The sequence below is a fragment of the Streptomyces sp. NPDC005492 genome, from assembly GCF_040605995.1.
Lineage (GTDB): Bacteria > Actinomycetota > Actinomycetes > Streptomycetales > Streptomycetaceae > Streptomyces.
The window spans coordinates 69,159-94,620 of the sequence record NZ_JBEXDX010000015.1 but is presented as its reverse complement, the minus strand read 5'-3'; the positions used below and the strand labels follow the sequence as shown (position 1 = coordinate 94,620).

Below are 25,462 nucleotides of genomic sequence, written 5' to 3'. Positions count from 1 at the left end.
TCTCATGCCATCGCGCGTGCCGCCGTATCCACTGTTCGACGCGGACAACCACCTGTACGAGACCGAGGACGCACTCACCCGCCATCTGCCCAAGCAGTACGCGAGTGCCATCCAGTACGTGCAGGTGAAGGGCCGTACGAAGATCGCCATCCGCGGTCAGATCAGCGACTACATCCCCAACCCCACCTTCGAGGTCGTGGCCCGGCCCGGCGCGTGGGAGGACTACTTCCGCGAGGGCAACCCGGAGGGCAAGTCCCACCGGGAGCTGTTCGGTGAGCCGATGCGGTCGATCCCCGCGTTCCGCGAGCCCGGGCCCCGCCTGGAACTCATGGACGACCTGGGCATCCAGCAGACCCTGATGTTCCCGACCCTCGCCAGCCTGGTCGAGGAACGGATGCGGGACGACCCGGAGTTGATCCATGTCGTCGTCCACGCCCTCAACCAGTGGCTGCACGAGACCTGGCAGTTCAACTACAAGAACCGCATTTTCACCACCCCGGTGATCAGCCTGCCGATCCTGGACAAGGCGATCGCCGAACTGGAGTGGTGCCTTGAGCGGGGAGCGCGGGCGATTCTCGTCCGGCCCGCGCCCGTCCCCGGTTTCGGCGGCTCGCGGTCCTTCGCGCTGCCGGAGTTCGACCCGTTCTGGAAGCGAGTCGAGGAGGCGGGCGTGCTGGTGGCCATGCACTCCTCCGACAGCGGCTACTCCCGCTACTCCAGCGACTGGGAGGGCAAGAGCCAGGAGATGACGCCGTTCCAGGCGCAGGTCTTCCGGATGATGTCCGAGTGGCGCCCGGTCACCGACGCGGTCGCGTCCTGGGTCTGCCACGGAGCCCTGTTCCGCTTCCCGGAACTCAAGGTCTCGGTCATCGAGAACGGCTCCTCCTGGCTGCTGCCCCTGCTCGACCAACTGGGCAGCACCTACAAGAAGCAGCCGAAGGGTTTCCTGGGCGACCCGGTCGAGGAGGTCAGGAAGCGGATCCACATCAGCCCGTTCTGGGAGGAGGACATGGCCGCGCTCTCCGAGGTCGTCGGTGTCGAGCGCGTCCTGTTCGGATCCGACTACCCGCACCCCGAGGGACTGGCCGACCCGGTCTCCTACATCGACGCGATCCAGGGCATGACCCAGGCCGACCAGGCCATGATCATGGGCGGCAACCTCGCCCGGCTGATCGGCGTATGACCTGGGAGAGCATCCCGCGGATGGTGCTGAGTGCGGCCGACCGCTTCGGTGACGCCGAAGCCGTGGTGGACGGCCCGCTCCGCCTCACGTTCACCGAGCTGGTCGAGCGGGTGCGCGTGGCCGCGGGAGCGTTCGCGTCGGCCGGGGTGGAGCAGGGCGACCGGGTCGCGATCTGGGCGCCGAACTCCGCCGAGTGGATCGTCGCCGCCTTCGGTCTCATGACCGCGGGCGGTGTGGTGGTGCCGGTGAACACCCGCTTCAAGGCGGACGAGGCGCACGACATCATCGTCCGCAGCGGGGCGAAGGCCGTTCTCGTCCAGGAGGGCTTCCTCGGTCTGGACTTCGAGGCGCCGCCCGGGGTGCCGGTCATCGACCTCAAGTCCGGCTTCCTGGCGAGCGGTTCGCCCTTCGAGCGCACGGTGACCGGCGACCAGGTCAGCGACATCGTCTTCACCTCCGGCACCACCGGCCGGCCCAAGGGCGTGCTGATGACCCACGCCCAGACCCTCCGGCTGTACACGGAGTGGTGCGACCTGGCCGGGGTGAGGGAGGGCGACCGCTATCTGATCGTCAACCCGTTCTTCCACATCTTCGGCTTCAAGGCGGGCCTGGTCGCGTCGCTGATCCGCGGCATGACCATCCTCCCCGTGCCCGTCTTCGACGTGGACCACGTCCTCGACCTGGTCGAGCGCGAGAAGGTGACGGTCCTGCCGGGACCGCCCACCCTCTACCACTCACTGCTCACCGACCGCGGCTCAAGAGACCTGTCCTCACTACGAGTCGCGGTCACCGGAGCCGCCGACATCCCGGTCGAACTGATCCGCCGGGTGATGACCGAACTGCCCTTCACCTCGATCATGACGGGCTACGGCCTGACCGAGGCGGGCACCGCCACCGCCACCCGTCCCGGCGACTCCTTCGAGGACATCGCCACCACCGTCGGCACCCCCTGCGACGGCGTCGAGGTCCGCATCGCCGACGACGGCGAAGTCCTCGTCCGCGGCTACAGCGTGATGCGCGGCTACTTCAACGACCCCGACGCCACCGCTGAGGCCATCGACCAGGACGGCTGGCTGCGCACCGGAGACCTCGGCACGCTCGACGAGCGCGGCTATCTGCGGATCGTCGGACGCAAGAAGGACATGTTCATCGTCGGCGGCTTCAACGCCTACCCGGCCGAGATCGAGGGCTACCTGATGGAACACCCGGCGGTCGCCCAGGCCGCCGTGATCGGCGTCCCCGACGAACGCATGGGACAGGTCGGCAAAGCCTTCGTCGTACGCCAAAAGGCGCTGCCCGGGGACGAGTTGACCGCCGACGAGCTGATCGAGTGGAGCCGGCGCCGGATGGCCGGGTTCAAGGTGCCCCGGACCGTGGAGTTCCTGACGGAACTGCCGCTGAACGCCACCGGAAAGGTGATGAAGGACCTCCTGCGATGACGCCTCCCACACCGCCCCAGGGCGACGATCTCACCCGGACCGCGTCCGGCCTGCCCCTCAAACCGGTCTACGGCCCCGACGACGTCAAGGCTGAACCACCAGCGCCCGGCAACTTCCCCTTCACACGCGGCAATTACGCAACTGGCTACCGGGGACGCCTCTGGACGCTGCGGCAGTACTCCGGCTTCGGCACCGCAGAGTCGTCCAACCGCCGCTACCACTACCTCCTCCAACAGGGCGGCACCGGACTCTCGGTGGCACTCGACCTGCCCACACAGTGCGGCTACGACTCCGACGACCCCGAAGTGGGCGAGGAGGTGGGCCGGGTGGGCGTCGCCGTCGACACACTCGCCGACGCCGAGATCCTCTTCGACGGCATCCCGCTCGACCGGATCAGCACCAGCTTCACCATCAACGGCACGGCCGCGATCCTGCTCGCCTTCTACGTCGCCGCGGCCGAACGGGCGGGCGTGCCCCGGGCGAAACTCACCGGCACGATCCAGAACGACATCCTCAAGGAGTATGCCTCCAGGGGCACTTGGATCTGGCCCGCCGAACCCTCCCTGAGGCTCATCGCCGACACCATCGAGTTCTGCGCGGCCGAGGTGCCGCGTTTCAACGCGATCTCGGTCGCCGGCTCGCACTTCCGCGACGCCGGCGCCAACGCCGTACAGGAGATGGCGTTCACGCTCGCCGACGGCGTCACCTACTGCGACACGGTCCTCGCCCGCGGCCGTATGACGATCGATCAGTTCGCCCCGCAGGTCTCCTTCTTCTTCTACACGCATGGCGATTTCTTCGAGGAGATCGCCAAGTACCGTGCCGGACGCAGGCGTTGGGCGACCATTGTGCGCGAGCGGTACGGCGCGGACAGCGACAAGGCCGCCATGTTCCGCTTCGGCTGTGTCGCCGGAGGCGCCTCCCTCTACGCGCCCCAGGCGCAGAACAACACCGTCCGGGTCGCCTACGAGGCACTCGCCTCGGTACTCGGCGGAGTCCAGTCGATGTTCACCGCAGCCTGGGACGAGCCCTTCGCCCTGCCCAGCGAGGAGTCGGCGACGCTCGCCCTGCGCACCCAGCAGATCCTCGCCCACGAGACGGGCGTCGCCCGGGTCGCGGACCCGCTCGGCGGCTCGTACTTCGTCGAGGCGCTCACCGACGCCACCGAGGCCCGCATCGTCGAGATCATGGACGACCTGGAGCGCTACGGCGGCATGGTCCGCGCCATCGAGGACGGCTACCTCCAGACGCTCATCGCCGACGAGGCCTACCAGTTGCACCGCGAGGTGGAGGCGGGCACCCGCCCGGTCGTCGGCGTCAACCGCTTCGTCTCCGACGAGCCGCCGCCCGATCTCGCCACGTACGAACTCGACGCGGAGGGCCGCGACCGGCAGTTGAAACGGCTCGCCGACGTCAAGGCCACCCGCGACGCCGCCCTCGTACGGCGACGCCTCACCGAACTGACCCGCGCCGCGGAAGGCACCGACAACCTCATGCCCATCCTCATCGACTGCGCCAACGCCTACTGCACCGTCGGTGAGATGGTCGCCGCGCTCAAGGCGGTCTGGGGCGAGTTCCAGCAGCCGGTGGTGTTCTGATGAACTCCCGTGTGCTGGTGGCCAAACCGGGGCTCGACGGACACGACCGCGGCGCCAAGATCGTCGCACGGACCCTGCGCGACGCGGGCTTCGAGGTGATCTTCACCGGGATCCGGCAGCGCGTCGACGGCATCGTGGCCGTCGCCGTCCAGGAGGACGTGGCCGTCGTCGGCCTCAGCATCCTCTCCGGCGGGCATCTCGCGCTGACCACCCGCGTGATCGAGGCGCTGCGCGCCACCGGGGCCGAGGACATCGCCGTCGTGGTCGGCGGCACCATCCCGCCCGCCGACGTACCGAAACTGCTCTCGGCGGGAGCCGCCGCGGTCTTCCCCACGGGCACACCGCTCGACGCCCTCGTGGCCGAGATGCGCGCCCTGACATCCGTCACCTCGCCATGACCCGGCGGCGAGCCGAAAACCTGGAGGCACCGTGCGCATCGGAGTGATGATCGGACCCGAGCGCGGAGACTCGGTCCGCAAGGTCACGCGCATGATCGACGACGTGACCTGGGCCGAGAAGGCGGGCTTCGACACCGTGTGGGTGCCGCAGATCCCCACCGACTTCGACGCGCTCACCGCGGTCGCGCTGATGGGCGCGCGGACCGAGCGGATCGAACTGGGCACCGCCGTCGTGCCGTTGCAGACCCAGCACCCCATCGCCCTGGCCCGGCAGGCGATTTCGGCCCAGGCCGCGGCGGGGGGACGGCTCGCCCTGGGCCTCGGGCCGTCCCACCACTGGATCATCCAGGACATGCTGGGACTGCCGTACGAGAAACCGGCCGCCTACACCCGTGACTACCTGGACGTCCTGGACGCCGCGTTCGGCGGAACGGACATGGTCGACATCGAGAACGACACTTTCACCGTCCACAACCCACTCACCCTCGCCCCGGTCTCCCCGCTGCCGGTCCTGCTCGCGGCCCTCGGCCCGGTCATGCTGCGTCTCGCCGGGGAACGGGCCGACGGGACCGTGCTGTGGATGGCCGACGAACGCGCGGTCGGCGAGCACGTCGTCCCCCGCATCACCAAGGCCGCCGAGAGCGCCGGACGCCCAGCACCCCGGATCGTCGCCGGCATCCCGGTCTGCCTGTGCGGCCCCGGCCGGGTCGACGAGGCCCGCGATCGCGCCAACCGGATCCTCGGCGAGGCGGAGATCTCGCCCAACTACCAACGCGTTCTGGAATACGGCGACGCCCGCGACATCGGCGATCTGTGCGCGGCGGGCGACGAGAACGCCATCGCCGCCCGCTTCCAACGCTTCGCGGACGCAGGCGTCACCGACCTCTCCGTACGGCTGCTGCCCATCGGCGACAACCGCGACGACCTGGTCGCCTCCAAGTACCGCACCCGCGACATGCTCGCCGCCCTCGCCGCGGACCTGCGATGAGTGCCGGACCGCTGGACGGCATCCGCGTCCTGGAGGTCGGCCACATGCTGGCCGGCCCCTACGCCACGATGATGCTCGCCGACCTCGGCGCCGAGGTCACCAAGATCGAGCCGCCCGGCGGGGACATCTCGCGCCAGGTGAGCGACGCCTACTTCGCCAGCCTCAACCGCGGCAAGCGCAGCGTCCGCCTCGATCTCACGACCGCCGACGGACAGGCCCGGCTCGGTGAACTCGTCGCCGACGCCCACGCGTTGCTCGTCAATCTCAAACCGTCGGCGATCCACCGGCTGGGCCTGACGTACGACGTGCTGCGCAAGTGGAACGACCGGATCGTGTGCGTCGCGCTCACCGGATACGGACTGGAGGCGGGCGACGAACCCGCCTTCGACTATGTCGTCCAGGCCGCCACGGGTGTCGCCGCCCTCACCGGCGACCCGGACGCCCCGCCGACCCTGCCCGGCTACTCCTCGGCCGACAACTCCTCGGGTCTGACAGCCGCGTTGGGCCTGCTCGCCCAGATCGTCTCCGGGTGCGGCGGCCAAGTGGAGGTGTCGCTACGGGATGTGATGCTCTCTCAGCTCAACTACCGCGCCTCCGCCTACCTCAACGAGGGCACCGAACCGCGCAGGCTGCCGCTCGGCGCCCACTCCTACTACGTGCCGGCCCAGCTCTTTCCCACCGCGGAGGGCTACTTGGCGCTCTTCATCACCCACGACGGCTTCTGGAAGTCCTTCGCCGCCGAGGCCGGCGTCCGGGGATTCCCCACCATGGCCGAACGGGCGGAACGCCGCGAAGAGGTACTGGCCGCCGTGACGGACGCCCTGGCCTGCGACACCGCTACGGCCTGGGAGGCGCGGCTGCGTCCGCTCGGGGTGCCGGCCGCCGCCGTACGGACACTGCCGCAGGCGCTGGCGGCGACGCCGGAGGCCGTGGTGACGGCCGGGGACTTCCGACTGGTCCGCAGTCCCGTCCGGGTCGCGGGATACGAACCCGACTACGGGCCGCCGCCCCGGCTGGGCGAACACGGCGTTTCCGGAGAGGTGATCGAGTCATGAGGGCCGAGGACCAGTTCCATCTCGGGCTGGTCGCCGAGGACTTCGAGGCGACCTTGGCCGAACTCTCGGCCGCGTTCGGGTACGAGTGGTGCGCCGAGATCGGCGGACCGCTGCCGCTGACGCTGCCGACCGGAAACGCCGTTGTCGACATCAGTTGCGTCTACTCCCGGACACTGCCCCGACTGGAGATCATCCGGAGTGTCCCGGGAACCCTGTGGGAACCGGTCGCGGGCGGAGGCGTGCACCACATCGGCTACTGGTCAGACGACGTCGCCGCCGACGCCGCCGAACTCACCGGCCAGGGCTTCGTGACCGAGGCGACCCGGGCCGGCTCCGGCGGCGCGCCCTTCGCCTTCCTGCGCGGCCCGAGCGGCCTGCTCGTGGAACTCGTGGATCGGCTGGCGCGGCCGGGGTTGGAGAAGTACTGGGGCCACGGAGGAGTGGACGCATGACGACCGTGGGCATCGCGACCGGGGCCGGGCGTGGCATGGGACTGGCCTGCGCACGGCGGCTCACCGAACTGGTCGACACGCTGCTGCTGGTGGACCGGGACGAGTTGGCCGTGACCGCCGCGGCGAAGGAACTGGCCGCCGCCGAACCGGAGATCGAGATCCAGCCTTTCGTGCTGGACATCACCGACACAGCGGGTCTCGCTCAACTGGCCGCCCACGTCGCTGAATCGGGCACCCTCAGAGCCGTCTCCCACGCCGCCGGGATCTCGCCCACCATGGCCGACTGGCGGCGCATCTTCGAGGTCGACCTCGTGGGCACCGCCCGGCTCGCCGAGGCGCTCCGCCCGCTCGCCACCGCGGGGACGGCGCTGGTGTGCTTCGCCTCGATGGCCCCGCTTCTCGGCAACCTGGAGGCCGATCCCGCCGTAGGGGCGATCCTCGACGACCCGCTGCAGGAGGGCTTCCTCGACCGGCTCCACGACGCTCTCGGACCGGCCGTCGAGAACACCGGGCTCGCGTACGCGTGGGCCAAGCACGGGGTGCACCGGTTCGTACGCCGGGAGGCGGTGCGGCTCGGGCCGTACGGCGCTCGTGCGTGTTCCGTCTCGCCCGGCGTCATCGACACTCCTCAGGGGCGGCGGGAGGCCTTGGCCCAGCCCGCCATGGCCGCGCTGGTGGAGCAGACTCCGCTCGGCCGGATGGGCAGGGCCGAGGACGTGGCGGCGGCGGTGGCGTTCCTGCTGTCGGAGGAGGCCGCTTTCATTTCCGGGATCGACGTTCTCGTCGACGGCGGGGTGTACGCGGCGGTGCGGGAGCGCGCCGGCCGGTGACCGGCGACGTGGTGTCCGCTCGGCGAGCCGGCGCGCACCGTTTCCTCAGCGGCGGCGCCCGCTGCGGGTGTAGGACCAGCCGGAGCCGATGCCGGCCGAGTGCGCGGCGAGGAAGGCGAGCCCGAGCAGCATGAGGCTGGTCGGGGTGAAGGCCAACTGGGTCGACGTCTCGGAGACGCGGATGATGAAGGCGATGACGAAGAGCGCGGCAGCCACGAGTGCAAGCATCGGTAACCCCTACGGATGGATGGCGAGCCACGGGTGATCCCGGTGGCTGCGCCCTTCCATGTGCCCCGGACGGTGCGGATCAGTCGTGCGCGCAGCGCACCGCCCGGCGGTCCGACCGCCGTTCAGGCAAGGGATTCCGAGCGCTGGACGGTCCCCGTGAGGCCGGTGGCGTCCTGACTCGCGAGCAGGACGGCGGCCCTCGCCATCGCCTCCGGCGGCTCCACCATCTCCGCCGGGATCTCCCGCCCGCCGCTGCCCGCCTGCCAGCCCTCCGTGAGGACCACCCGTGACGGCGCGAGGCAGTTGACCGCGATGTTGTCCTCCCGCAGGTCGGCGGCGAGCCCCAAGTAGAGCCGCTCGACCGCCGACTTGGAGACCCAGTACGCGTTGGCGCCCCGGTCCGTCATGCCCACCCCGCCGGTCGTCACGGCCACCAACGAACCACCGCCACGCGCGCGAACGTGCGGAATCACCGCCCGGGTCACCAGGAACACACCGGTGAGATTGACGTCCAGACACAGTTGCCAGCGCTTGAGCGGCGTCGACTCGACCGGACCGAGCCACAGCACCCCGGCATTGGCGATGAGAATGTCGATACCGCCGAACTCCGCGACCGTCGCGGCGACGGCCGCGTCGACCGAGGACTCGTCGCTCACGTCACAGTGCACCGGCAGAGCCCGTCCGCCGTCCGCCACGATCCGGTCCGCGACCGAGTGGATGGTGCCGGGCAGCCGGCCCTCCCGCTCCGACCGCGCGGCTACCGCGACCGACGCCCCGGCCTCGGCGAGCGCCAGCGCGACCGTACGGCCGATGCCACGGCTGGCGCCCGCGACGAACGCGACCTTGCCCTTCAACGGGCCGCTCACGTAGGTCACTTCCCCTACTTCGGCGGGAAACGGAGGGCGCCGTCGAGACGGACGACCTCGCCGTTGAGATAGTCGTTCTCGACGATGTGCTGCACGAGACCCGCGTACTCGACCGGCATCCCCATGCGCTTCGGGTACGGGATCTGCGGCCCCCAGTAGGCCTCCAACTGGTCGCCCGCCTTGCCGTAGGCCGGTGTGTTGAAGGTGCCCGGCGCGATCGTGACGACCCGGATGCCGAGCGGGGACAGGTCGCGCGCGGCGACCAGGGTCATGCTGACGACCCCGCCCTTGGCGGCGGCGTAGGGGAGTTGACCGATCTGGCCCTCGTACGCGGCGATCGACGCGGTGCTGACGATGACACCCCGGCCGCCGTCCAGCGGCTCCTGACGGGCGATCGCGGCCGCGGCCAGACGCATCACGTTGAAAACCCCGGTGAGATACACGTCGATCGTCGTGCGGAAACCCGCGAGGTCCAGGGGAGAGCCGTCCTTGCCGACGAGCCGACCGCCGCTCGCCGGTCCGCCGTGCGCGTCCACCGAGATCCGCAGCGGCCCCGCCGACTCCGCCTCGGCCAGGGCCGCTTGGACATCGTCCTCGGAGGTGGCGTCGGTGCGCACATAACGGACGCCCAGCTCCTGCTCCAGGGCCTTGCCCTTCTCGTCGGCCAGATCGGCCACGACGACCTTCGCTCCCGCCGCGTGCAGGCGCCGGACGGTGGCCTCGCCCAGGCCGCCCGCCCCACCGACGACGACCGCGGAGCTCCCACTGATCTGCATCAAGGATTTCCTCTCTTGCGAACAGCGCTCTAGTGAGATGAGAATAGCATTCTCATGAATATAACCATGATTCTGGAGATGGTGGCCTCGGGCGGCGACCGACCGGTGGTCACGGCGAACGGCCGCTCCCTGACCGCCTCGGAACTGCTCGCCCGCGCCCGCGCCGCCGCCCACCGCTTCCGGGGCCACCGGGCCGTGCTGTATCTGAGCCCCAGTCATCTCGCCTATCCGGTGGCCCTGTTCGGCGCCGCCCTGGCGGGCATCCCGTTCATCCCCCTCAACTACCGCCTCGGCGACCACCAGTTGACCCGCCTCCTGGCCCGCCACCCCGATGCGGTCGTGCTGCGCCCCGCCGACCTCGACGCCCTGCTCGCCGCCGAAGAGGCCACCGGCGACCCGGAGTTCGAACAGGACCAGGACCAGGACTCCGTCGCGGTGGTCCTCTACACCAGCGGCACGACCGCGGAACCCAAGGCGGCACTGCTGCGCCACCGGCACCTGCTGGCCTACGTCCTGAACACCCAGGAGTTCGCCTCCGCGCAGGAGGGCGACGCGGCGCTGGTGGCCGTACCGCCGTACCACGTGGCCGGGTTGATGAACCTCCTGACGAACCTCTACTCCGGCCGCCGACTGGTCTACCTGTCCGCCTTCGACGCGGGGGAGTGGCTGGAGACCGCGCGCCGCGAGAAGGTCACGCACGCACTCGTCGTGCCCACCATGTTGGCCCGCATCGTCGCGGAGGTCCCGGCCGACGACGCCGGCACGCCCACCCTCCGGAGCCTCGCCTACGGCGGCGCCAGGACCCCGCGGCCCGTGGTGGAGCGGGCCCTGCGGGTCTTCCCCGGGACGGGCTTCGTCAACGCCTACGGCCTGACCGAGACGGCCTCCTCCGTCGCGGTGCTGGGACCCGACGACCACCGCGCGGCACTCGCCGCGACCGACCCGGCCGTACGGGAGCGGCTCGGCTCCGTGGGACGGCCGCTGCCCGGCGTCGAGATCGAGATCCGCGACCACGACGGAAGGCCCGCCGGTAACGGGGAGACCGGGCTCGTGTTCGTGCGCGGGGACCAGATCTCCGGCGAGTACGGCGGCCGCAGTGCTCTCGATGAGGACGGCTGGTTCTCCACCCGGGACCGGGGGCGACTGGACGCCGACGGCTATCTGTTCATCGAGGGTCGCGCCGACGACACCATCATTCGCGGCGGCGAGAACATCGCTCCCGCCGAGATAGAGGACGTTCTCGTCGCCCACCCCGGCATCACGGAGGCGGCGGTGATCGGCCTGCCCGACCCCGAGTGGGGCCAGCGGATCGTCGCCGTCGTGGTCGGCGAGGGCGACCCCGCCGAGGTCCGCCAGTGGGTCAAGGACCGGCTGCGCTCCTCCAAGACCCCCGACACGATCGTGTTCCGCGCCGAACTCCCCAAGACCGAGACCGGAAAACTGCTGCGCCGCACCCTGCTGGCCGAGTTGGAGACCACCCATGCCTGAAGCAGTCCTCGTGTCCGCCCTGCGCACCCCCGTCGGCACCGCCGTCAAGGGCACCCTCCGCGACACCACCGCGTTCGACCTCGCCCACCACATCGTCGCCGCCGCCGCTGCCACGGACGGGCTCGACCCGGACGCGGTCGACGACATCATCCTCGGCGAGGGCCTGTACGGCGGGGGAGTCGTGGCCCGGCACGCGGCACTGACCGTCGGGCTCACCGAGGTACCGGGCCTGGCCCACAACCGCCACTGCGCCGCCGGACTCGCGGCGGTGCAGAGCGCGGCGGGGAGCATCCGCGCCGGCATGGACGAACTCGTGATCGCCGGTGGCGTCAACTCCGCCTCCACCTCACCGAAACAGCGTTTCCGCGTCGACGGCGACTGGGTCGACCCGTGGAGCCCGCCCACGCACCCCGATCGGGCCGACGCCCCCAACCTGGACATGTCGATCACGGTCGGCTGGAACACCGCCGTACGTGCGGGCCTGAGCCGCGCCGACATGGACGTCTGGGCGCTGCGCTCGCACCAGAACGCGATTCGCGCCATCGACGAAGGCCGTTTCGCCGCCGAGCTGGTGCCCATCGACACACCGCACGGCCTGTTCTCCGTCGACGAACACCCCCGCCGCACCACCAGCCTGGAGAAGCTGGCCGCGCTCAAGCCGCTCCACCCGGAGATCGACGGCTTCTCCATCACGGCGGGCAACGCGGGCGGCGCGAACGACGGTGCCGCCGCGCTGGTGGTGGCCAGCGACCGGCTCGGCCTCCCCGCGCTCGCCGTCGTCCGCTCCTGGGCGTCGGTCGGCGCCGACCCGGCCGAGACCGGTCTCACCCCCGTGAAGGCGATCCCCAAGGCCCTTGCCCGCGCGGGACTTTCCCCGTCCGACGTCGACCTGTTCGAGATCAACGAGGCCTTCGCCGCCGTGCCCGTCGCCGCGGTGAAACTGCTCGGCCTCGACCCCGACCGCGTGAACGTCAACGGCAGCGGTTGCTCCCTCGGCCATCCGGTCGCCGCGACGGGCGCCCGGATGCTGGTCACGCTGGTGCACGAACTGCGCCGTCGCGGCGGCGGCATCGGTGTCGCGGCGATGTGCGCGGGCGGCGGAATGGGCTCGGCCACGGTCATCGAGGTGCCGGCGCCGTAGTACACGAGTGCCCGGCGGCCGACGGAAGAGGGCGCCGCGCCGGCTCTCCTGGAGGTGCTGCTCGCCCGTACCCGCAGCGCCCCAGGAGGGCAGTTACGCGGCGCCGCGGAAGCGCACCAGAGCCTCCTGCGCGAACGAGGCGACCAGGGTCCCGTTCGCGGTGAGTACATCGCCCCGGCCGTAGCAGCGGCCGTGGGCGAGCAGCGGACTCTCCTGGCGCAGGAGAAGCCACTCGTCCGTCGTGAACGGGCGGTGGAACCACACCGAGTGCGCGGTCACGGCGGAGGTGAACGCCGTTCCCGAATCGTGCTGGGTGACCCCTTCCAGCGGGCGGAGCGCGGTACCGATCAGGCTCAGATCGCTCGCGTACGCCGTCAAGGCGGGGGCGAGTTCCGGGGCGACGGTCGGCGTGCGCATCCACAGGTCGTACTCGGGAGGCTCCGACTTCGGTGTGTCCACCTCGACGGTGGCCCGGGTGTCCCAGGGAATCAGCCTGAGGGCCACGTCGTGCTCGGCCCCCGGCACCGGAGGCATCGGGAAGGCGATCTGCTGCTGGGGGCCCTCCTCGAAGGAGTGCAGCGACACGCTCGCGACGGTCGCGACGCCCTGCGCCTGCCGGCCCACGACCGTCAACGACGCGAAGGAACCGCCCTCATGATGACGCGTCACCTCGTACCGCACCGGCTCCTGCGGCCGTCCCGCCCGTGCGAACTGCATCCGAAGGCTCTTGACCGCCTTGTCCGGGCAGGCCAGTTGGGCGGCGCGGACGCTCTGCGCGAGCAACTGCCCGCCGAAGACGCGGTAGTAGCCGAGTTCCTGGTTCCGTCCGGCGAAGACGTCACCGGGAGGCTGGGCGTCGAGGTCAAGGCAGGAGAGCAGGTCGGCCCAGAGATCAGTCGCTTGGTCGGTCACTGAAGTCACTCCTCGGTCGGTCACAGGTGGACGATCCGTGGCGCGGACCCGCCGGCCCGCAGCAGGGCTCCGGCCTCGCGCGTCAACTCCCGTGCGCTGCCCAGCAGTCCGTCCAGCACCATGGCCCGCCGTACATGCCGGTGCAGATCGTGCTCGGCGGTGAAACCGATGCCGCCGAGGACCTGCTGACAGTGCCGGGCCGCAGTCAATGCCGCCCGCCCGGCCGCCGCCTTGGCGAGCAGCGCGCCCAACTCGTCGGTGGCGGCCACCAGCGTGGCTTCGGCCCCGTCCAAGGCCACGAGGGTCTCGGCGAGCCGATGCCGTACGGCCTGGAAGGAGGCGAGCGGTCGGCCGAACTGGACGCGGTCCACGGCGTGTTGGCGGGCCAACGCGAGCATGGCGTGACCGGTACCGACCAGCCACCAACCGAGCGCGACCCGGCCCCCGGCAAGGGGTACGGGAGGTCCGGCGGGCACGGTGCGCAGCGGAAGTTCGGCGTCCAGGGCCGTCCCGGCGGCGCTGTCGTCGCGCTCCCAGACGACCCAGGTACCGCCCGTGAACGGCAGCGGCACCGTGCCGCCGGCCGGACGGCCCGCCGCGCCGAGCAGCACGTCGTTGAGGAGCGGCGCGTGGGCGCCCGTCTCGCCGAGCAGGCGGAAGGCGAGGGGCACGGCGATCTCCGGTTGCTCGGCGAGGAGTTCGGCCCAGCCGAGGGTGGCCAGGGTGGTGTCCAGCGCCTGCCCCGAGGCCGCCGTCATCGTCTTGCGGAGCGTCTCGGTGAGCAGGTCCCGTTCGGCGGCGTCCACCCCTACTCCCTCCCCAGGTCGAGCAGTCGGCGCGCGATGATGTTCCGCTGGATCTCGGCCGTACCGCCGTAGATCGTCGCGGCCCGCGCGTACAGGTATTCCGAGCGCCACGGCGAGTCCGTCAACTCCAGGACGCCGGGCAGCAGATCGCGCACGGTCTCGAAGAGCTGTTGCTCGGCCGTGGCCAGCAGCACCTTGTCGACCGACGTCTCCGCGCCCAGGCGGCCGCCCGCGGCCAGGCGCCGCTGGGTGGCGTGGGAGCGGCAGCGCACAGTGTGCAACGCCAGGTAGGCGGCGCCGAGTTCGGCGTCGTCCGGGACGCTCGTCTCGGCGAGCAGTCGGTCAAGTCGCGTGTAGAGATGGGCGATCCGGTGCCAGAAGCAGGTGGAGCGCTCGTGCGGGAGCAGGTCCATCGCGAGGCGCCAACCGTCGCCCGGGTTGCCGAGCATCCGCTCGGTGGGCACGATCACGTCGTCGAAAAACACCTCGGCGAACTCGTCCACGCCGTGCATCGTGCGCAGCGGCCGGACGGTGATGCCGGGGGTGTCCATGTCGACGAAGAACGCGGTGATCCCGTCGTGGCCCGGCGCGGTGCGGGTCAACAGGACGCAGCGGGCGGCGAATTGGGCGAGGCTCGTCCACACCTTCTGGCCGCTGATCACCCAGTGGTCCTCGCGCGCAACGGCCTTGGTGGTGAGCGAGGCGAGGTCGCTGCCGGAGCCCGGCTCGGAGAAGCCCTGGCACCACTGTTCGCGGCCGCTCAGCAGCAGCGGGACCATCTCGGCGGCGAGGGCTGGCGGGGCGTAGGAGATCAGCGTCGGGACGAGGACCTCGACCATCGAGTAGATCCCCGGCTCGGCCAACTCCCTTGTGGCGACCTCCTCACCGAGCACCGCTCTGAGCACCGCGGGCCCGCCGAGCCCCCCCACCTCGGCGGGCCAGCCGTACCGCATCCAGCCCGCCCCGTACAACGCCCGGCGCACCCGGGCCAGTTGAGCGACCTGGGTGTCCAGGGAGTGGTCGGGGCCGGGGGACAGGTCGTGCTCGTCCAGCCAGGCACGCAGGCCCGAGCGGAAGTCGTCGACGTTCATGTTCCCGGGCGCTGATAGGCGTGCGGGCGGCCCGAGTCGTGTGTTCCGCTGCGGCGGATGAACGTCATGGCCCGCGTGCGCAGCCGCCACCCCTCGGCCGTACGGACGTAGGTGTCGTTGTAGTAGCCGATCCGCAGATCGTGCGTGGCGTGGTCGACGAAGCAGAGCGGCTGGGTGCCGGTCGCCGTGTCGCCGGACAGGTCGACGGCCGGTGTACCCGTGAGGAACAGCCCCTTGGGGGCGGCGGCCACGAGCGACGGGAACTCGTCGAGGCCGTAGGAGTCCCCGAAGGCGCTGTACGTGCCGTCGGGCGTGAAGACCCCCAGTACCCCGTCCAGATCGCCGCGGGTGATGCACACCGCGTAGCGGGCGAGGAGCTGCTGGATCTCCATCAGGTCGTCGGTCGGACCGGCGGGAGAGGCCGGAACAGGCAAGGAGGACAAGGACTTTCCACCCTTCACCATGAGTGAGAATGGCATTCTCTCAGATGAGTGGCAGATTTCCATGGAGCGTGAGGCGACGTCAACAGTCTCTGTCTGAATGGTTGATTCTCCGTAGATGAGAAGCTAGTTTCCAGCGATGGAGAGGGGAGATCCGACGCGATGGACCAGTTCCTCACCTTCGGAATCGTCGGCCTGAGCACGGCCGCGATCTATGCCGTGATCGGCAGTGGGCTCGTGCTCACCTACACCACCACCGGCGTGTTCAACTTCGCGCACGGCGCGGCCGGGATGCTGTCCGCGTTCATGTACTGGCAGTTGACCGTCGGCTGGGGCTGGCCCGTTCCGGTCGCCCTGGCCGTGGTGCTGCTCGTGCTCGCCCCGGGGTTCGGGCTGCTGGTGGAGCGGTTCGTACTGCGGCCCGTCCAGGCCCTCGGCGAAGCCGAACGGCTCGTGATGACGGTGGCACTGCTCAGCGGTCTCATCGCCGCCGCGCGCTGGGTCTGGGACCCCAACGTGGCGCGCCCCCTGCCCATGTTCTTCGCCGCGCGCAAGCCCATACATCTCGGCCCGGCCGTCATCACCTGGCACCAGGCGATCACCATGGCGGTCGCCGTGGCCGTCGCCGTCGGCCTGCGCGTCCTGCTCTACCGCACCCGTGCCGGAGCCGAGATGCGCGCCGCCGTGGACGACCGGGCACTCGTCGGCCTCACCGGTGCCGACCCCGTCCGGGCCGGCCGGGTCTCCTGGATCCTCGGCACCCAACTGGCCGCGATCGGCGGCATCCTCATCGCCCCGACCGTCACCCTCGACGCCGCCCAGCTCTCCCTGCTGATCGTCAGCGCCTACACCGCCGCCGTCTTCGGCAGGCTGCGCAGCCTGCCGCTCACCTTCCTCGGCGCTGTCGTCGTCGGCTGCATGGAGAGCTATCTGACCGGCTACCTGCCGCAGAACGAATACCTCCCCGGACTACGCCTTGCAGCCCCCGCCCTGCTGCTCTTCCTCGCCCTGCTCGTGTTCCCGCACCGACGCCTGCGCGGCCGCGAACGGAGGCTCGCCCGCGTACCCGTGCCCAGCGCGCGCGGCACCCTCGTGTTCGCCGCGGTCGTCGTCGCCTTCGGTGCGGTACTGGCCTCCCTGCTCGGAGAAGCCGACCTCATCACCTACGGAGCGATCTTCTCGCTGGGCGTGGTGGCGCTCTCGTACGTCCCCCTCGCCGGGTACGCCGGACAGGTCTCCCTGTGTCAGCTCAGCATGGCCGGCATCGGCGCGGTCGTCTGGGGACACCTCGGGGCCCACGGCCAACTCTGGGCGCTCGGCGCCGCGATCCTCGTGTCGGCGGCGGCCGGTGCACTGGTCGCCCTGCCCGCACTGCGCCTCTCCGGCGTGTATCTCGCCCTGGGCACCGCCGCGTTCGCCGTGATCCTCGACCGGTGGATCTTCACCATCCCGGCCTTCCATGTCCTTGGGGTGCGGATCGCCCTCTTCGACCAGGGCTCGGTGGACGTCTCCGGACCCAGCCTGTTCGGTCTACGGCTCGACAGCGGACGGGAGTTGATGGTGTTCGCCGCCGTCTGCCTCGCCCTCGCCTCGATCGGTGTGGCCGCGCTGCGCCGCAGCCGCTTCGGACGGCGGCTGATCGCCCTGCGCGACAGCGAGGCCGCCTACGCCACCCTCGGCGGCAACCTCCTCGTCGCCAAGGTCGCCGTGTTCGCCCTCGCCTCCGGCATCGCCGGACTCGGCGGAGCGCTCTACGGGATGCAGCAACGCACCGTCACCGCCGACCAGTTCAACCTCGTGGCAGGTCTGCCCATCTTCCTCGTCGCCGTGGTCGGCGGACTCGGCGCGGTCGGCAACGGCCTCTTCGCCGGCACCGCCTTCGTCGCCCCGACGAATGCCCTGATCGCCATCGCCCCCGGCACCGCGAACCTGGTCGCCCTGCTCCCCGGCCTCGCCGGCGTCGGACTCGGCCACAACCCCGACGGCATCGTCTCCCGCTTCCGCCGCCAGTGGGAACCCCTCGCCCGCGACCGCATCGCCCTCCCCGCCCTGCTCTGCGTCCTCGCCCTGGCCTGGGCGCTGCGGTTCGGCGACGTCATCAACGACTGGACGTACTACGGAGGTTCACTCCTCCTCGCCGTCGCGCTGCGCGCCTGGGCCGACGCCCGGCAGACCGCCCCGCGAGAACCGGAGATCCCCGTCGAGTGGTGGGGGCTACGACGGGACTGGCGCCCGGAGGACGAGGAGGTGCTGACCCGTGGCATCGCTGCAGGTTAGTGGAGTGACCGTCTCCTTCGGCGGAAACCGCGCTCTCGACCAGGTCGCACTGACCGCCGAGGCGGGCCGGGTCACCGGACTCATCGGGCCCAACGGGGCAGGGAAAAGTACCCTGTTCGACGTCACCTCCGGACTGCGCAGGCCCTCCTCGGGACAGGTCCACCTGGACGGCCGGGACGTCACCCGGGCCCGGCCCTCCGCGCGCGCCCGGCACGGACTGGCCCGCACCTTCCAACGCCTGGAACTGTTCGGCCGCCTCAGCGTGCGCGACAACCTCCTCGTCGCCGCCGAGCTCGGCCCCGAACGCCACCGGGCGGACCAGCTTGTCGCCGAGCTCCTGCGGCGCCTGGATCTCACCGACCTCGCCGAAACCTCACCTGACGCACTCCCCACCGGAGTCGGCCGCCTGGTCGAGGTCGGCAGGGCACTCGCGATCCGCCCGAAGGTGCTTCTCCTCGACGAACCGGCCGCCGGACAGGACGCGGAGGAGACCGAACGGTTCGCGGAACTCCTCCGCGCACTCACGGACGACGGCACGGCCGTCGTCCTCGTCGAGCACGACATGAGCCTCGTGATGGCCGTCTGCGACGAGGTCTACGTCCTCGACCTCGGCAAGATCATCGCCGTCGGCCCGCCCGAGGTGATCCGCAGCGACGAAACGGTTCTCGCCGCCTACCTGGGGGACGCGTGAGCGCACTTCTCGAACTGCGCGGCATCCGGGCCGCCCACGAACGCATCACCGTCCTGCACGGCGTCGACCTCGACGTCGCCGCCGGACAGGTGGTCGCGCTGCTCGGCCCCAACGGCGCCGGAAAGACCACCACGCTGCGCGTCGCCGCCGGAGTCCACCCCGCAGAGTCGGGCCAACTCCTGCTCGGCGGACGGGACATGACCGGCGCCGACCCCCGCGACCTGGCCCGCGCCGGAGTCTGCCTCATCCCCGAAGGACGAGGCGTGTTCCCGAACCTCTCCGTCCGCGACAACCTCCTCATGATGACCTTCACCGGCCGTGGCCGCGAGGAGATCGAGGAGATCGCCTTCACGCGCTTCCCCGTCCTCGCCCGGCGCGCAGGACAGGCCGCGGGCACCCTCTCCGGCGGCGAACAGCAGATGCTCGCCCTCGCCCGCGGCCTCGCCACCGACCCCGCCGTACTGCTGCTCGACGAACTCTCCATGGGGCTCGCCCCGTTGGTCGTCGGCCGCCTCTACGAACAGGTCGGCGAGATCGCCCGGCAGGGCGTGGCCGTCCTGGTCGTCGAGCAGTTCGCCGCCGCGGTTCTCGACATCTGCGACCACGCCGCCGTCCTCGTACGCGGCCGGGTCGAACGGCAGGGCCACCCCGACGGCGGGTTGCGTGCCGAACTGTCCGCTCTCTACCTGGGGAGTTCCACATGACGTCCACCGAGACGCGAGCGGACCGCTTCGTCCGCGAACTCACCGTCCTGAAAATCCCGGACCCGGCCGCCGGAAGGGCCGTTCTCTGGCTCCGCGCGGGCGCCGCCCTGATGACGATCGGCGTCGTCCTCGGCGTGTGCGCCTACTTCATCTCGCACAACACCAGCGACCCGCTGGTGCAGAACGACGCTCTCACCCTCGGCCTGGCCGCGGTCGCCGGGAGCGTCGTCGGTTCCGCGCTCTTCCTGCGCTACTCGCTCACCGGCTTCCTGCGGTACTGGATGGCACGTCAGTCCTACGACGTGGAACTCCTCGCCGACCGCCTGCTCGAAAGGGAACTCCGCCATGACCCCACCGGCACCGACGCTGCGCCCCGGTGACCAACTCGCCAGCACCGTCTGCGGCACCCGCGTGGTCGTCATCCGCGCACCCGCCGCCGCACAGCCTCAACTGGGGTGCGGCGGCAGCCCGTTGGTCCCGGTCGCCGACGCACCCCCGGCGAAGCCCGGACCGGCCGGCACCACCACCCTCATCGGCAAGCGGTACGTCGACGCCACCGGGACGCTCGAACTGCTCTGCACCGCCTCCGGCGCGGGCGAACTGACCTGTGACGGCGCGCCCATGGCCCTCAAGGCGGCCAAGCCGCTGCCCGCCTCCGACTGACCGACCCACCCTCGAAGGAGCCGTCATGGACCGCGACGACCTCATTCTCATCAGCGTCGACGACCACATCATCGAGCCGCCCGACATGTTCGTGAACCACCTCCCCGAGCGCTACAAGAAAGACGCGCCCCAACTGGTGCACCGGGACGACGGAACCGACGTATGGCAGTTCCGCGGCACGACCATCACCAACTCGGCGCTGAACGCCGTCGCCGGGCGGCCCAAGGAGGAGTACGGCGTCGAACCGCAGGGCCTCGACGAGATCCGCCCCGGCTGCTACGACGTGCACGAGCGGATCAAGGACATGAACGCGGGCGGCATCCTCGCCCAGATGAACTTCCCCTCCTTCCCCGGCTTCTCGGCCCGGCTCTTCGCCACCGAGGACACCGACTTCTCCCTCGCGCTCGTCCGCGCCTACAACGACTGGCACATCGACGAGTGGTGCGCCGCCTACCCGGGACGCTTCATCCCGATGGCGCTGCCCGCCATCTGGGACGCGGAGCTGTGCGCGGCGGAGGTGCGCCGGGTCGCCGAGAAGGGCGTCCACTCGCTCACCTTCACCGAGAACCCCGCCGTCCTCGGCTACCCGAGCTTCCACGACCCGTACTGGAACCCGCTGTGGCGCGCGCTGTCCGACACCGACACCGTCATGTCGGTGCACATCGGCTCCTCCGGCAGGCTCGCCGTGCCGGCCGCCGACTCGCCGCCCGACGTGATGATCACGCTCCAGCCGATGAACATCGTCTCCGCCGCGGCCGACCTGCTCTGGTCACCCCCGATCAAGGAGTTCCCGAACCTGAAAATCGCCCTCTCGGAGGGCGGAACGGGATGGATCCCGTACTTCCTGGAGCGCCTCGACCGCACCTTCGAGATGCACTCGACCTGGACCCTCCAGGACTTCGGCGGCAAGCTCCCCTCCGAGGTCTTCCGCGAGCACTTCCTGACCTGCTTCATCACCGACAAGCTGGGCGTACGGCTGCGCCACGACATCGGCATCGACAACATCTGCTGGGAGGGCGACTACCCGCACAGCGACTCCCTGTGGCCGGACGCCCCCGAGCAACTGCACGACGTGATGACGAGCTGCGACGTCTCCGACGAGGACACCCGGAAGATCACCTTCGAGAACGCCATGCGCTGGTACTCCTTCGACCCCTTCGCACACATCCCGCGCGAACAGGCCACCGTGGGCGCACTGCGCAAGGCGGCCGAGGGCCACGACGTCACCACTCGCTCCCGCAGTCACCAACTCATCGAGCCTGCCGAGAAGTTGGAGGCGTTCCGCTCCAAGGCGAAGGCGGCCGTGGCGGCGGCCCGATGAGCGACCTGGTTCTGACGGAACGGGTCGGCGCCGTACTGGTGGCGACCCTGAACCGTCCCGAGGCCCGGAACGCCATGAGTCCGGAGCTGATTGACGATCTGTCAGACGTGCTGCGGGAGGCGGACGCCGACCCGGCGGTCCGGGCGATCGTCCTCACGGGCGCCGGAACGGTCTTCTGCTCCGGCATGGACCTCAAGGTGTTCGCGAAGGGGGGCGGGAGGTTCGACGGCCTGGTGTGGTTCTTCCGCGAGGGCATCGCCACACCGGTGATCGCGGCCCTCAACGGCTCGGCGCTCGCGGGCGGCTTCGAACTCGCCCTGGCCTGCGACCTGGTGGTCGCCGCCGAAGACGCCAAGCTCGGCATCGCGGAGGTCAAACGCGGCCTGTTCGCGGCCGGCGGCGGTACGACCCTCGGCGACCGGGTGCCATTGGCCGTCGCCCTGGAGATGGGCCTCACCGGCGACCTCGTCACCGCCACGGACGCCAGACAGTTCGGTCTGGTGAACCGCGCTGTACCGGCTGAGAAGGTGCGGGAGGAAGCACTGGCCCTGGCCGGGCGCATCGCCGAGAACGGTCCTCTCGGGGTCGCGATGACCAAGAAGCTGATGCGGGAACGCCGTTGGGCGGAGCCGGAGGAGGTCGAGTCGGTGTTCAGGAGCGCGGACGCGGCGGAGGGGGCACGGGCCTTCGCGGAACGCCGTAGCCCGGTGTGGACGGGCAAGTGACGGAACTTCGGGGTCTCCGAGGCTGTGGTCTCGGAGACCCCAGGGTGCGGCTCCCAGCGCTCAGCGCAGGACGCTGTCCTGAGGTGCGCCCACCGTCGCGCTGACCTCGTCGACAAGCCCCCAGCGCAGCGCTTCCCCGACGCTCAACTCCACCCCGGACAGGGCGAGATACGCCGTCCGCTCCCGGCCGGCCCGCACCGGGATGCTCGCCGTGCCGCCCGCGCCCGGAATCAGCCCCATCCCGATCTCCGGCAACCGGATCACCGTGTCCGGCGCGGCGACCACCCGCCCCGCGAAGGCCGCGAGCTCGATCCCCGCGCCGACGCACGCACCGTGCAGATGCGCGGTCACCCGAGGAGCGCAACGGTTCAGCAGTGCGCCCGGACTGCGATGGACCCGCACGAGATGGGCCCGCGCCGGATCACGGGACGTACCGAACTCCGCGAGATCGCCTCCGCTGCAGAAGGCGGGACCGTTGCCGTACAGATCGATCCGGCCGATCGAGGGGTCGGCCACGGCCACCTGGAGCGCCTCGCACAGCGCGTCCCGGGTCGCCGCGTCGAACGCGTTGCGCACCCAGGGCCGGTCCAACGTGATGGACAGCCGGGAACCCTCCCGGCCGAGCCGTACGGGAGTCTCGGCGGGGCGGGGCGTCCGCCGGGGCGCCGAGGCCAGCCAGGCCCGGAAGTCCGCTCCACCCTGAAGGGTCGAGTACGCGAGGGATTCGAGAATCAGCCTGTCGGGGATCGAGAGCCCGCTGCCCATCCGCAGCACCTGCACCAGCGCGACAGCGGCGGCGGCCCGACTCTCGACGACATCACCGAGCTGCCGGGCCGTGGCATACGGATCCGCGCATCCCACCCACGGCCTGGGCGGATCGGGTACACCGGTGAGCAGGATGTCGAAATCCTCGCCGGCAGCGACGGGCTCCGCTGCCACGCCGATCAGGACCCGGTCCCGGTCGCGCGGACCCATCCCCCGCGCGGGAGCGCGGTCCAGGTCGACGATCGTGAAGGGCGCCTCCACAGTGAACTCCCTCCAGGCGTGAACCGGAGTGTAATTTGAGATCACCTGTGGCGAGAAGGGGGTTCGACCTGTGGAGAATCATGCTCTCCAACCCTGGATGGCCTCCGTCGAGCCGTACCTCGCCCCTCTCGCCGAGGTTGCCCGTTCGTTCACCGACCTGTCCGCTGTGCCGGTCGATCTGCCGAGTGCTCTGTTCCTGCGGGCCCGACTCGCCGGACTGGAACGCCCCGGACGGACATCCGCCAACGGCTCCTGCCACCTCCTCCACGCCGCCGACGGCTGGGCCGCAGTGAACCTCGCACGCCCCGACGACCTCGCCGCCGTACCCACACTGCTGGCGCTCCTTGGCTCGCCCAACGAACCCGACGGACCCGACGGACCCGACGGCCTGCGTACGGCGGCACGTCGGGTCGCAGCCGCCGAAGTGGCCGAGGCCGCGCAACTGCTCGGCATCGCCGCCGCGGTACCGGGATCGGCCCAGGACGCACGACCTGCGGTGCAAGCCTCGCGATGGGGAGAACGGCGTATCCGCAAGATGGCGGGGACCCGGATCGTCGACTTCTCCGCGCTATGGGCGGGACCCCTGTGCGCGCGACTGCTCGGGGTGGCGGGCGCGCGGGTGACGAAGGTGGAGAGCGTGACGCGACCCGACGGCGCTCGCTTCGGAAACCCCGCCTTCTACCGCTGGCTGCACGACGGGCACGACAACCTCGTCGTGGACTTCGCCCCCGGCGCGCTCGACGAGATCGTCGCCGAGGCCGACGTCGTCATCGAGGCGTCACGGCCACGCGCCCTGCGCCGACTGGGCCTCCGCGCCGAGGAGTTCCTCGCCGCCCGGCCCGGGCGGGTGTGGGTCTCCATCACCGGCTATGGACGCGAGAGCGACCGTATCGCCTTCGGAGACGACGCTGCCGTGGCCGGCGGTCTGACCGGCGTCGACCGGAACGGCGCTCCCGTCTTTCTCGGCGACGCGCTCGCCGACCCCGTCACCGGCGTCTTCGCCGCGCACGCCGTGGCTCGTTCCCTGGCCGAGGGCGGCGGAGTGCTGCTCTCCGTCTCCATGGCGGCCTGCGCCGCGACACTCGCGCGGGCCGGAACCCGGGTCCACCCACCGTGCTGATCAGAAACGTGGACGTCGAGGGCCACGGACCGATGGTGGACGTACGGATCGAGAATGGACGGATCGCAGAGATCGGGCCGGGGCTGCCGGGACCGGGAGACGTCGACGGCCGGGGCGGTGCGCTCCTGCCGGGCCTGCACGACCACCACGTCCACCTCGCGGCGCTCGCCGCCGAAACCGCCTCCGTGCGCGTCGGGCCGGCGGAGGTGCGCGACCGTACGGCACTCGCGGCGGCCCTGATGAGTGGGCCGGCGGGGGAGTGGGTGCGGGCCGTCGGCTACCACGAGAGCGTCGCGGGGGAGTTGGACCGATGGGAGCTCGACTCCCTCGCGCCCGACCGGCCCGTGCGGGTGCAGCATCGCACCGGTGCGCTCTGGGTCTGGAACAGCGCCGCGCTCCGGGCGGCCGGGCTGGAGGGCGACGGACGCTTCTGGCGCGAGGACGAGCGGCTGCGCGGGTTCGTGCCGCCCGTACGGCTGGATCTGGAAGGAGTGGGGCGGCGGGCGGCGGCGCTCGGCGTCACCGGGTTCACCAATGCCGATCCGCACCCGGCGAGCGGGCTCACCCAGATGCTGTCGGCCCTTCCGCAACGCCTCCTGGTGATGGGCGTCGACGAGCCGGTGAAGCTGATGCTCGACGATCCGACACTCCCCACCCCTGCCCAACTCGCCCGTGTCATAGGGGAGATCAGACCAAGGCCGGTCGCCGTGCACTGTGTGACCCGGGTGCAGTTGCTGGTGACTCTGCTTGCCCTGGACGAAGTGGGCCCGGTCGACGGCGACCGGATCGAGCACGGCTCGGTGATCCCGGCCGAGACGATCCCGTGGCTGCGCCGGCTCGGTGTGACCGTCGTGACGCAGCCGCACTTCCCGGTCGAGCGGGGCGAGGCCTACGCCACCGACGTGGACGCCGACGACCGCCCGCACCTCTACCGCTGCCGGACCCTGACCGAGGCCGGCATCCCGCTTGCCGCCGGCACCGACGCGCCGTACGGGACCGCGGACCCCTGGGCGGTCATGCGGGCGGCGACGCGGCGGGACGACGGCGAACAGCTCCAACCCGGGGCGGCGCTAAGACTGTTCACCGGTGAACCCCAACACCCCGCCCGAACCAGGCGGTTGACGGTCGGTGCGGTCGCGGACCTGTGCCTGCTCCACGTACCGCTGCGTGAGGCCCTCCGCACCCTGTCCGGCGAACTGGTGCGTGCCGCATACGTGTCGGGCCTACCCATCACCCCCGCGTGA

At 70.9% G+C, this 25,462-nt stretch carries 27 protein-coding genes; 19 read left to right on the top strand and 8 right to left on the bottom strand.

What is annotated here, in order from left to right; translation table 11 throughout:
• Window positions 1–4: 4 nt before the first annotated feature.
• From ABZT04_RS21670 to ABZT04_RS21635, 8 genes are read left to right on the top strand one after another with little or no spacing between them, the layout of a single operon-like run.
• Window positions 5–1,183, top strand: coding sequence for an amidohydrolase family protein (locus ABZT04_RS21670; RefSeq protein WP_356058435.1), 1,179 nt, complete (start codon window positions 5–7; stop codon window positions 1,181–1,183).
• On the top strand, window positions 1,180–2,622 hold the full coding sequence (locus ABZT04_RS21665) for a FadD3 family acyl-CoA ligase (protein ID WP_356058433.1): 1,443 nt from the start codon (window positions 1,180–1,182) through the stop codon (window positions 2,620–2,622). Before ABZT04_RS21670 ends, ABZT04_RS21665 begins: the two co-directional genes overlap by 4 nt.
• The gene (locus ABZT04_RS21660) at window positions 2,619–4,220 is read left to right on the top strand and encodes a methylmalonyl-CoA mutase family protein (protein ID WP_356058432.1); all 1,602 of its coding nucleotides are present in this window, start codon (window positions 2,619–2,621) and stop codon (window positions 4,218–4,220) included. The genes ABZT04_RS21665 and ABZT04_RS21660 overlap by 4 nt, the downstream gene beginning before the upstream one ends.
• A complete protein-coding gene (locus tag ABZT04_RS21655; protein WP_356058430.1) occupies window positions 4,220–4,618 on the top strand; it encodes a cobalamin B12-binding domain-containing protein in 399 nt (132 codons plus the stop codon). The genes ABZT04_RS21660 and ABZT04_RS21655 overlap by 1 nt, the downstream gene beginning before the upstream one ends.
• A gap of 31 nt (window positions 4,619–4,649) precedes the next feature.
• Window positions 4,650–5,606, top strand: coding sequence for an LLM class F420-dependent oxidoreductase (locus ABZT04_RS21650; RefSeq protein ID WP_356058429.1), 957 nt, complete (start codon window positions 4,650–4,652; stop codon window positions 5,604–5,606).
• Window positions 5,603–6,661 (top strand): CoA transferase, encoded by a 1,059-nt coding sequence (locus tag ABZT04_RS21645; protein ID WP_356058428.1) that lies wholly within the window; start codon window positions 5,603–5,605, stop codon window positions 6,659–6,661. Before ABZT04_RS21650 ends, ABZT04_RS21645 begins: the two co-directional genes overlap by 4 nt.
• Complete coding sequence (locus ABZT04_RS21640) at window positions 6,658–7,113, top strand: VOC family protein (protein ID WP_356058426.1); 456 nt, start codon at window positions 6,658–6,660, stop codon at window positions 7,111–7,113. The genes ABZT04_RS21645 and ABZT04_RS21640 overlap by 4 nt, the downstream gene beginning before the upstream one ends.
• Window positions 7,110–7,943, top strand: coding sequence for an SDR family oxidoreductase (locus ABZT04_RS21635; protein ID WP_356058425.1), 834 nt, complete (start codon window positions 7,110–7,112; stop codon window positions 7,941–7,943). The genes ABZT04_RS21640 and ABZT04_RS21635 overlap by 4 nt, the downstream gene beginning before the upstream one ends.
• A gap of 45 nt (window positions 7,944–7,988) precedes the next feature.
• Here the strand turns inward: ABZT04_RS21635 and ABZT04_RS21630 are convergent, their stop codons facing one another.
• The 3 genes from ABZT04_RS21630 to ABZT04_RS21620 form a co-directional block, all read right to left on the bottom strand.
• Complete coding sequence (locus ABZT04_RS21630) at window positions 7,989–8,171, bottom strand: hypothetical protein (RefSeq protein ID WP_356058424.1); 183 nt, start codon at window positions 8,169–8,171, stop codon at window positions 7,989–7,991.
• Window positions 8,172–8,293: 122 nt separating this feature from the next.
• Window positions 8,294–9,046 (bottom strand): SDR family NAD(P)-dependent oxidoreductase, encoded by a 753-nt coding sequence (locus ABZT04_RS21625; protein ID WP_356058422.1) that lies wholly within the window; start codon window positions 9,044–9,046, stop codon window positions 8,294–8,296.
• Window positions 9,047–9,051: 5 nt separating this feature from the next.
• Complete coding sequence (locus ABZT04_RS21620) at window positions 9,052–9,813, bottom strand: SDR family NAD(P)-dependent oxidoreductase (protein WP_355916049.1); 762 nt, start codon at window positions 9,811–9,813, stop codon at window positions 9,052–9,054.
• A gap of 66 nt (window positions 9,814–9,879) precedes the next feature.
• Here ABZT04_RS21620 and ABZT04_RS21615 point away from each other — a divergent pair, with 66 nt between their 5' ends.
• On the top strand, window positions 9,880–11,301 hold the full coding sequence (locus ABZT04_RS21615) for a long-chain fatty acid--CoA ligase (protein WP_356058421.1): 1,422 nt from the start codon (window positions 9,880–9,882) through the stop codon (window positions 11,299–11,301).
• Window positions 11,294–12,442 (top strand): thiolase family protein, encoded by a 1,149-nt coding sequence (locus tag ABZT04_RS21610; RefSeq protein ID WP_356058420.1) that lies wholly within the window; start codon window positions 11,294–11,296, stop codon window positions 12,440–12,442. The genes ABZT04_RS21615 and ABZT04_RS21610 overlap by 8 nt, the downstream gene beginning before the upstream one ends.
• Before the next feature lie 93 nt (window positions 12,443–12,535).
• On the opposite strand, the gene ABZT04_RS21605 is transcribed toward ABZT04_RS21610, so the two are convergent.
• From ABZT04_RS21605 to ABZT04_RS21590, 4 genes are read right to left on the bottom strand one after another with little or no spacing between them, the layout of a single operon-like run.
• Window positions 12,536–13,354 carry an acyl-CoA thioesterase domain-containing protein gene (locus ABZT04_RS21605; RefSeq protein ID WP_356058418.1) on the bottom strand — a complete coding sequence of 273 codons (819 nt, stop codon included), beginning with the start codon at window positions 13,352–13,354 and terminating at the stop codon, window positions 12,536–12,538.
• Window positions 13,355–13,374: 20 nt separating this feature from the next.
• Window positions 13,375–14,160 carry an acyl-CoA dehydrogenase family protein gene (locus ABZT04_RS21600; RefSeq protein WP_356058416.1) on the bottom strand — a complete coding sequence of 262 codons (786 nt, stop codon included), beginning with the start codon at window positions 14,158–14,160 and terminating at the stop codon, window positions 13,375–13,377.
• A 2-nt stretch (window positions 14,161–14,162) separates the two neighbouring features.
• A complete protein-coding gene (locus tag ABZT04_RS21595) occupies window positions 14,163–15,251 on the bottom strand; it encodes an acyl-CoA dehydrogenase family protein (protein WP_356058414.1) in 1,089 nt (362 codons plus the stop codon).
• Window positions 15,248–15,694 carry a nuclear transport factor 2 family protein gene (locus ABZT04_RS21590; RefSeq protein WP_356058412.1) on the bottom strand — a complete coding sequence of 149 codons (447 nt, stop codon included), beginning with the start codon at window positions 15,692–15,694 and terminating at the stop codon, window positions 15,248–15,250. The genes ABZT04_RS21595 and ABZT04_RS21590 overlap by 4 nt, the downstream gene beginning before the upstream one ends.
• 159 nt (window positions 15,695–15,853) lie before the next feature.
• Between ABZT04_RS21590 and ABZT04_RS21585 the strand changes: the two genes are divergently transcribed.
• The 7 genes from ABZT04_RS21585 to ABZT04_RS21555 are packed head-to-tail and all read left to right on the top strand — an operon-like array spanning window position 15,854 to window position 22,072.
• Window positions 15,854–17,968, top strand: coding sequence for an ABC transporter permease (locus ABZT04_RS21585; RefSeq protein WP_356058410.1), 2,115 nt, complete (start codon window positions 15,854–15,856; stop codon window positions 17,966–17,968).
• A gap of 4 nt (window positions 17,969–17,972) precedes the next feature.
• Window positions 17,973–18,659, top strand: coding sequence for an ATP-binding cassette domain-containing protein (locus ABZT04_RS21580; protein ID WP_356058409.1), 687 nt, complete (start codon window positions 17,973–17,975; stop codon window positions 18,657–18,659).
• Entirely contained in the window at window positions 18,656–19,363 is a 708-nt protein-coding gene (locus ABZT04_RS21575; RefSeq protein WP_356058407.1) for an ABC transporter ATP-binding protein, read from the top strand. The genes ABZT04_RS21580 and ABZT04_RS21575 overlap by 4 nt, the downstream gene beginning before the upstream one ends.
• Window positions 19,360–19,743, top strand: a complete 384-nt coding sequence (locus ABZT04_RS21570) for a hypothetical protein (RefSeq protein ID WP_262062248.1) — start codon at window positions 19,360–19,362, stop codon at window positions 19,741–19,743. The genes ABZT04_RS21575 and ABZT04_RS21570 overlap by 4 nt, the downstream gene beginning before the upstream one ends.
• Window positions 19,709–20,026 carry a hypothetical protein gene (locus ABZT04_RS21565; RefSeq protein WP_356058406.1) on the top strand — a complete coding sequence of 106 codons (318 nt, stop codon included), beginning with the start codon at window positions 19,709–19,711 and terminating at the stop codon, window positions 20,024–20,026. The genes ABZT04_RS21570 and ABZT04_RS21565 overlap by 35 nt, the downstream gene beginning before the upstream one ends.
• Window positions 20,027–20,051: 25 nt before the next feature.
• Entirely contained in the window at window positions 20,052–21,347 is a 1,296-nt protein-coding gene (locus ABZT04_RS21560; protein ID WP_355916019.1) for an amidohydrolase family protein, read from the top strand.
• On the top strand, window positions 21,344–22,072 hold the full coding sequence (locus tag ABZT04_RS21555; RefSeq protein WP_356058404.1) for an enoyl-CoA hydratase-related protein: 729 nt from the start codon (window positions 21,344–21,346) through the stop codon (window positions 22,070–22,072). The genes ABZT04_RS21560 and ABZT04_RS21555 overlap by 4 nt, the downstream gene beginning before the upstream one ends.
• 60 nt (window positions 22,073–22,132) lie before the next feature.
• On the opposite strand, the gene ABZT04_RS21550 is transcribed toward ABZT04_RS21555, so the two are convergent.
• Window positions 22,133–23,098, bottom strand: coding sequence for an enoyl-CoA hydratase/isomerase family protein (locus tag ABZT04_RS21550; RefSeq protein ID WP_356058403.1), 966 nt, complete (start codon window positions 23,096–23,098; stop codon window positions 22,133–22,135).
• 70 nt (window positions 23,099–23,168) lie between these two features.
• On the opposite strand from ABZT04_RS21550, the gene ABZT04_RS21545 reads away from it, so the two are divergent.
• Together ABZT04_RS21545 and ABZT04_RS21540 are read left to right on the top strand one after the other, a co-directional pair.
• Window positions 23,169–24,218, top strand: coding sequence for a CoA transferase (locus ABZT04_RS21545; RefSeq protein ID WP_356058401.1), 1,050 nt, complete (start codon window positions 23,169–23,171; stop codon window positions 24,216–24,218).
• Window positions 24,212–25,462 (top strand): amidohydrolase family protein, encoded by a 1,251-nt coding sequence (locus ABZT04_RS21540; RefSeq protein WP_356058400.1) that lies wholly within the window; start codon window positions 24,212–24,214, stop codon window positions 25,460–25,462. Before ABZT04_RS21545 ends, ABZT04_RS21540 begins: the two co-directional genes overlap by 7 nt.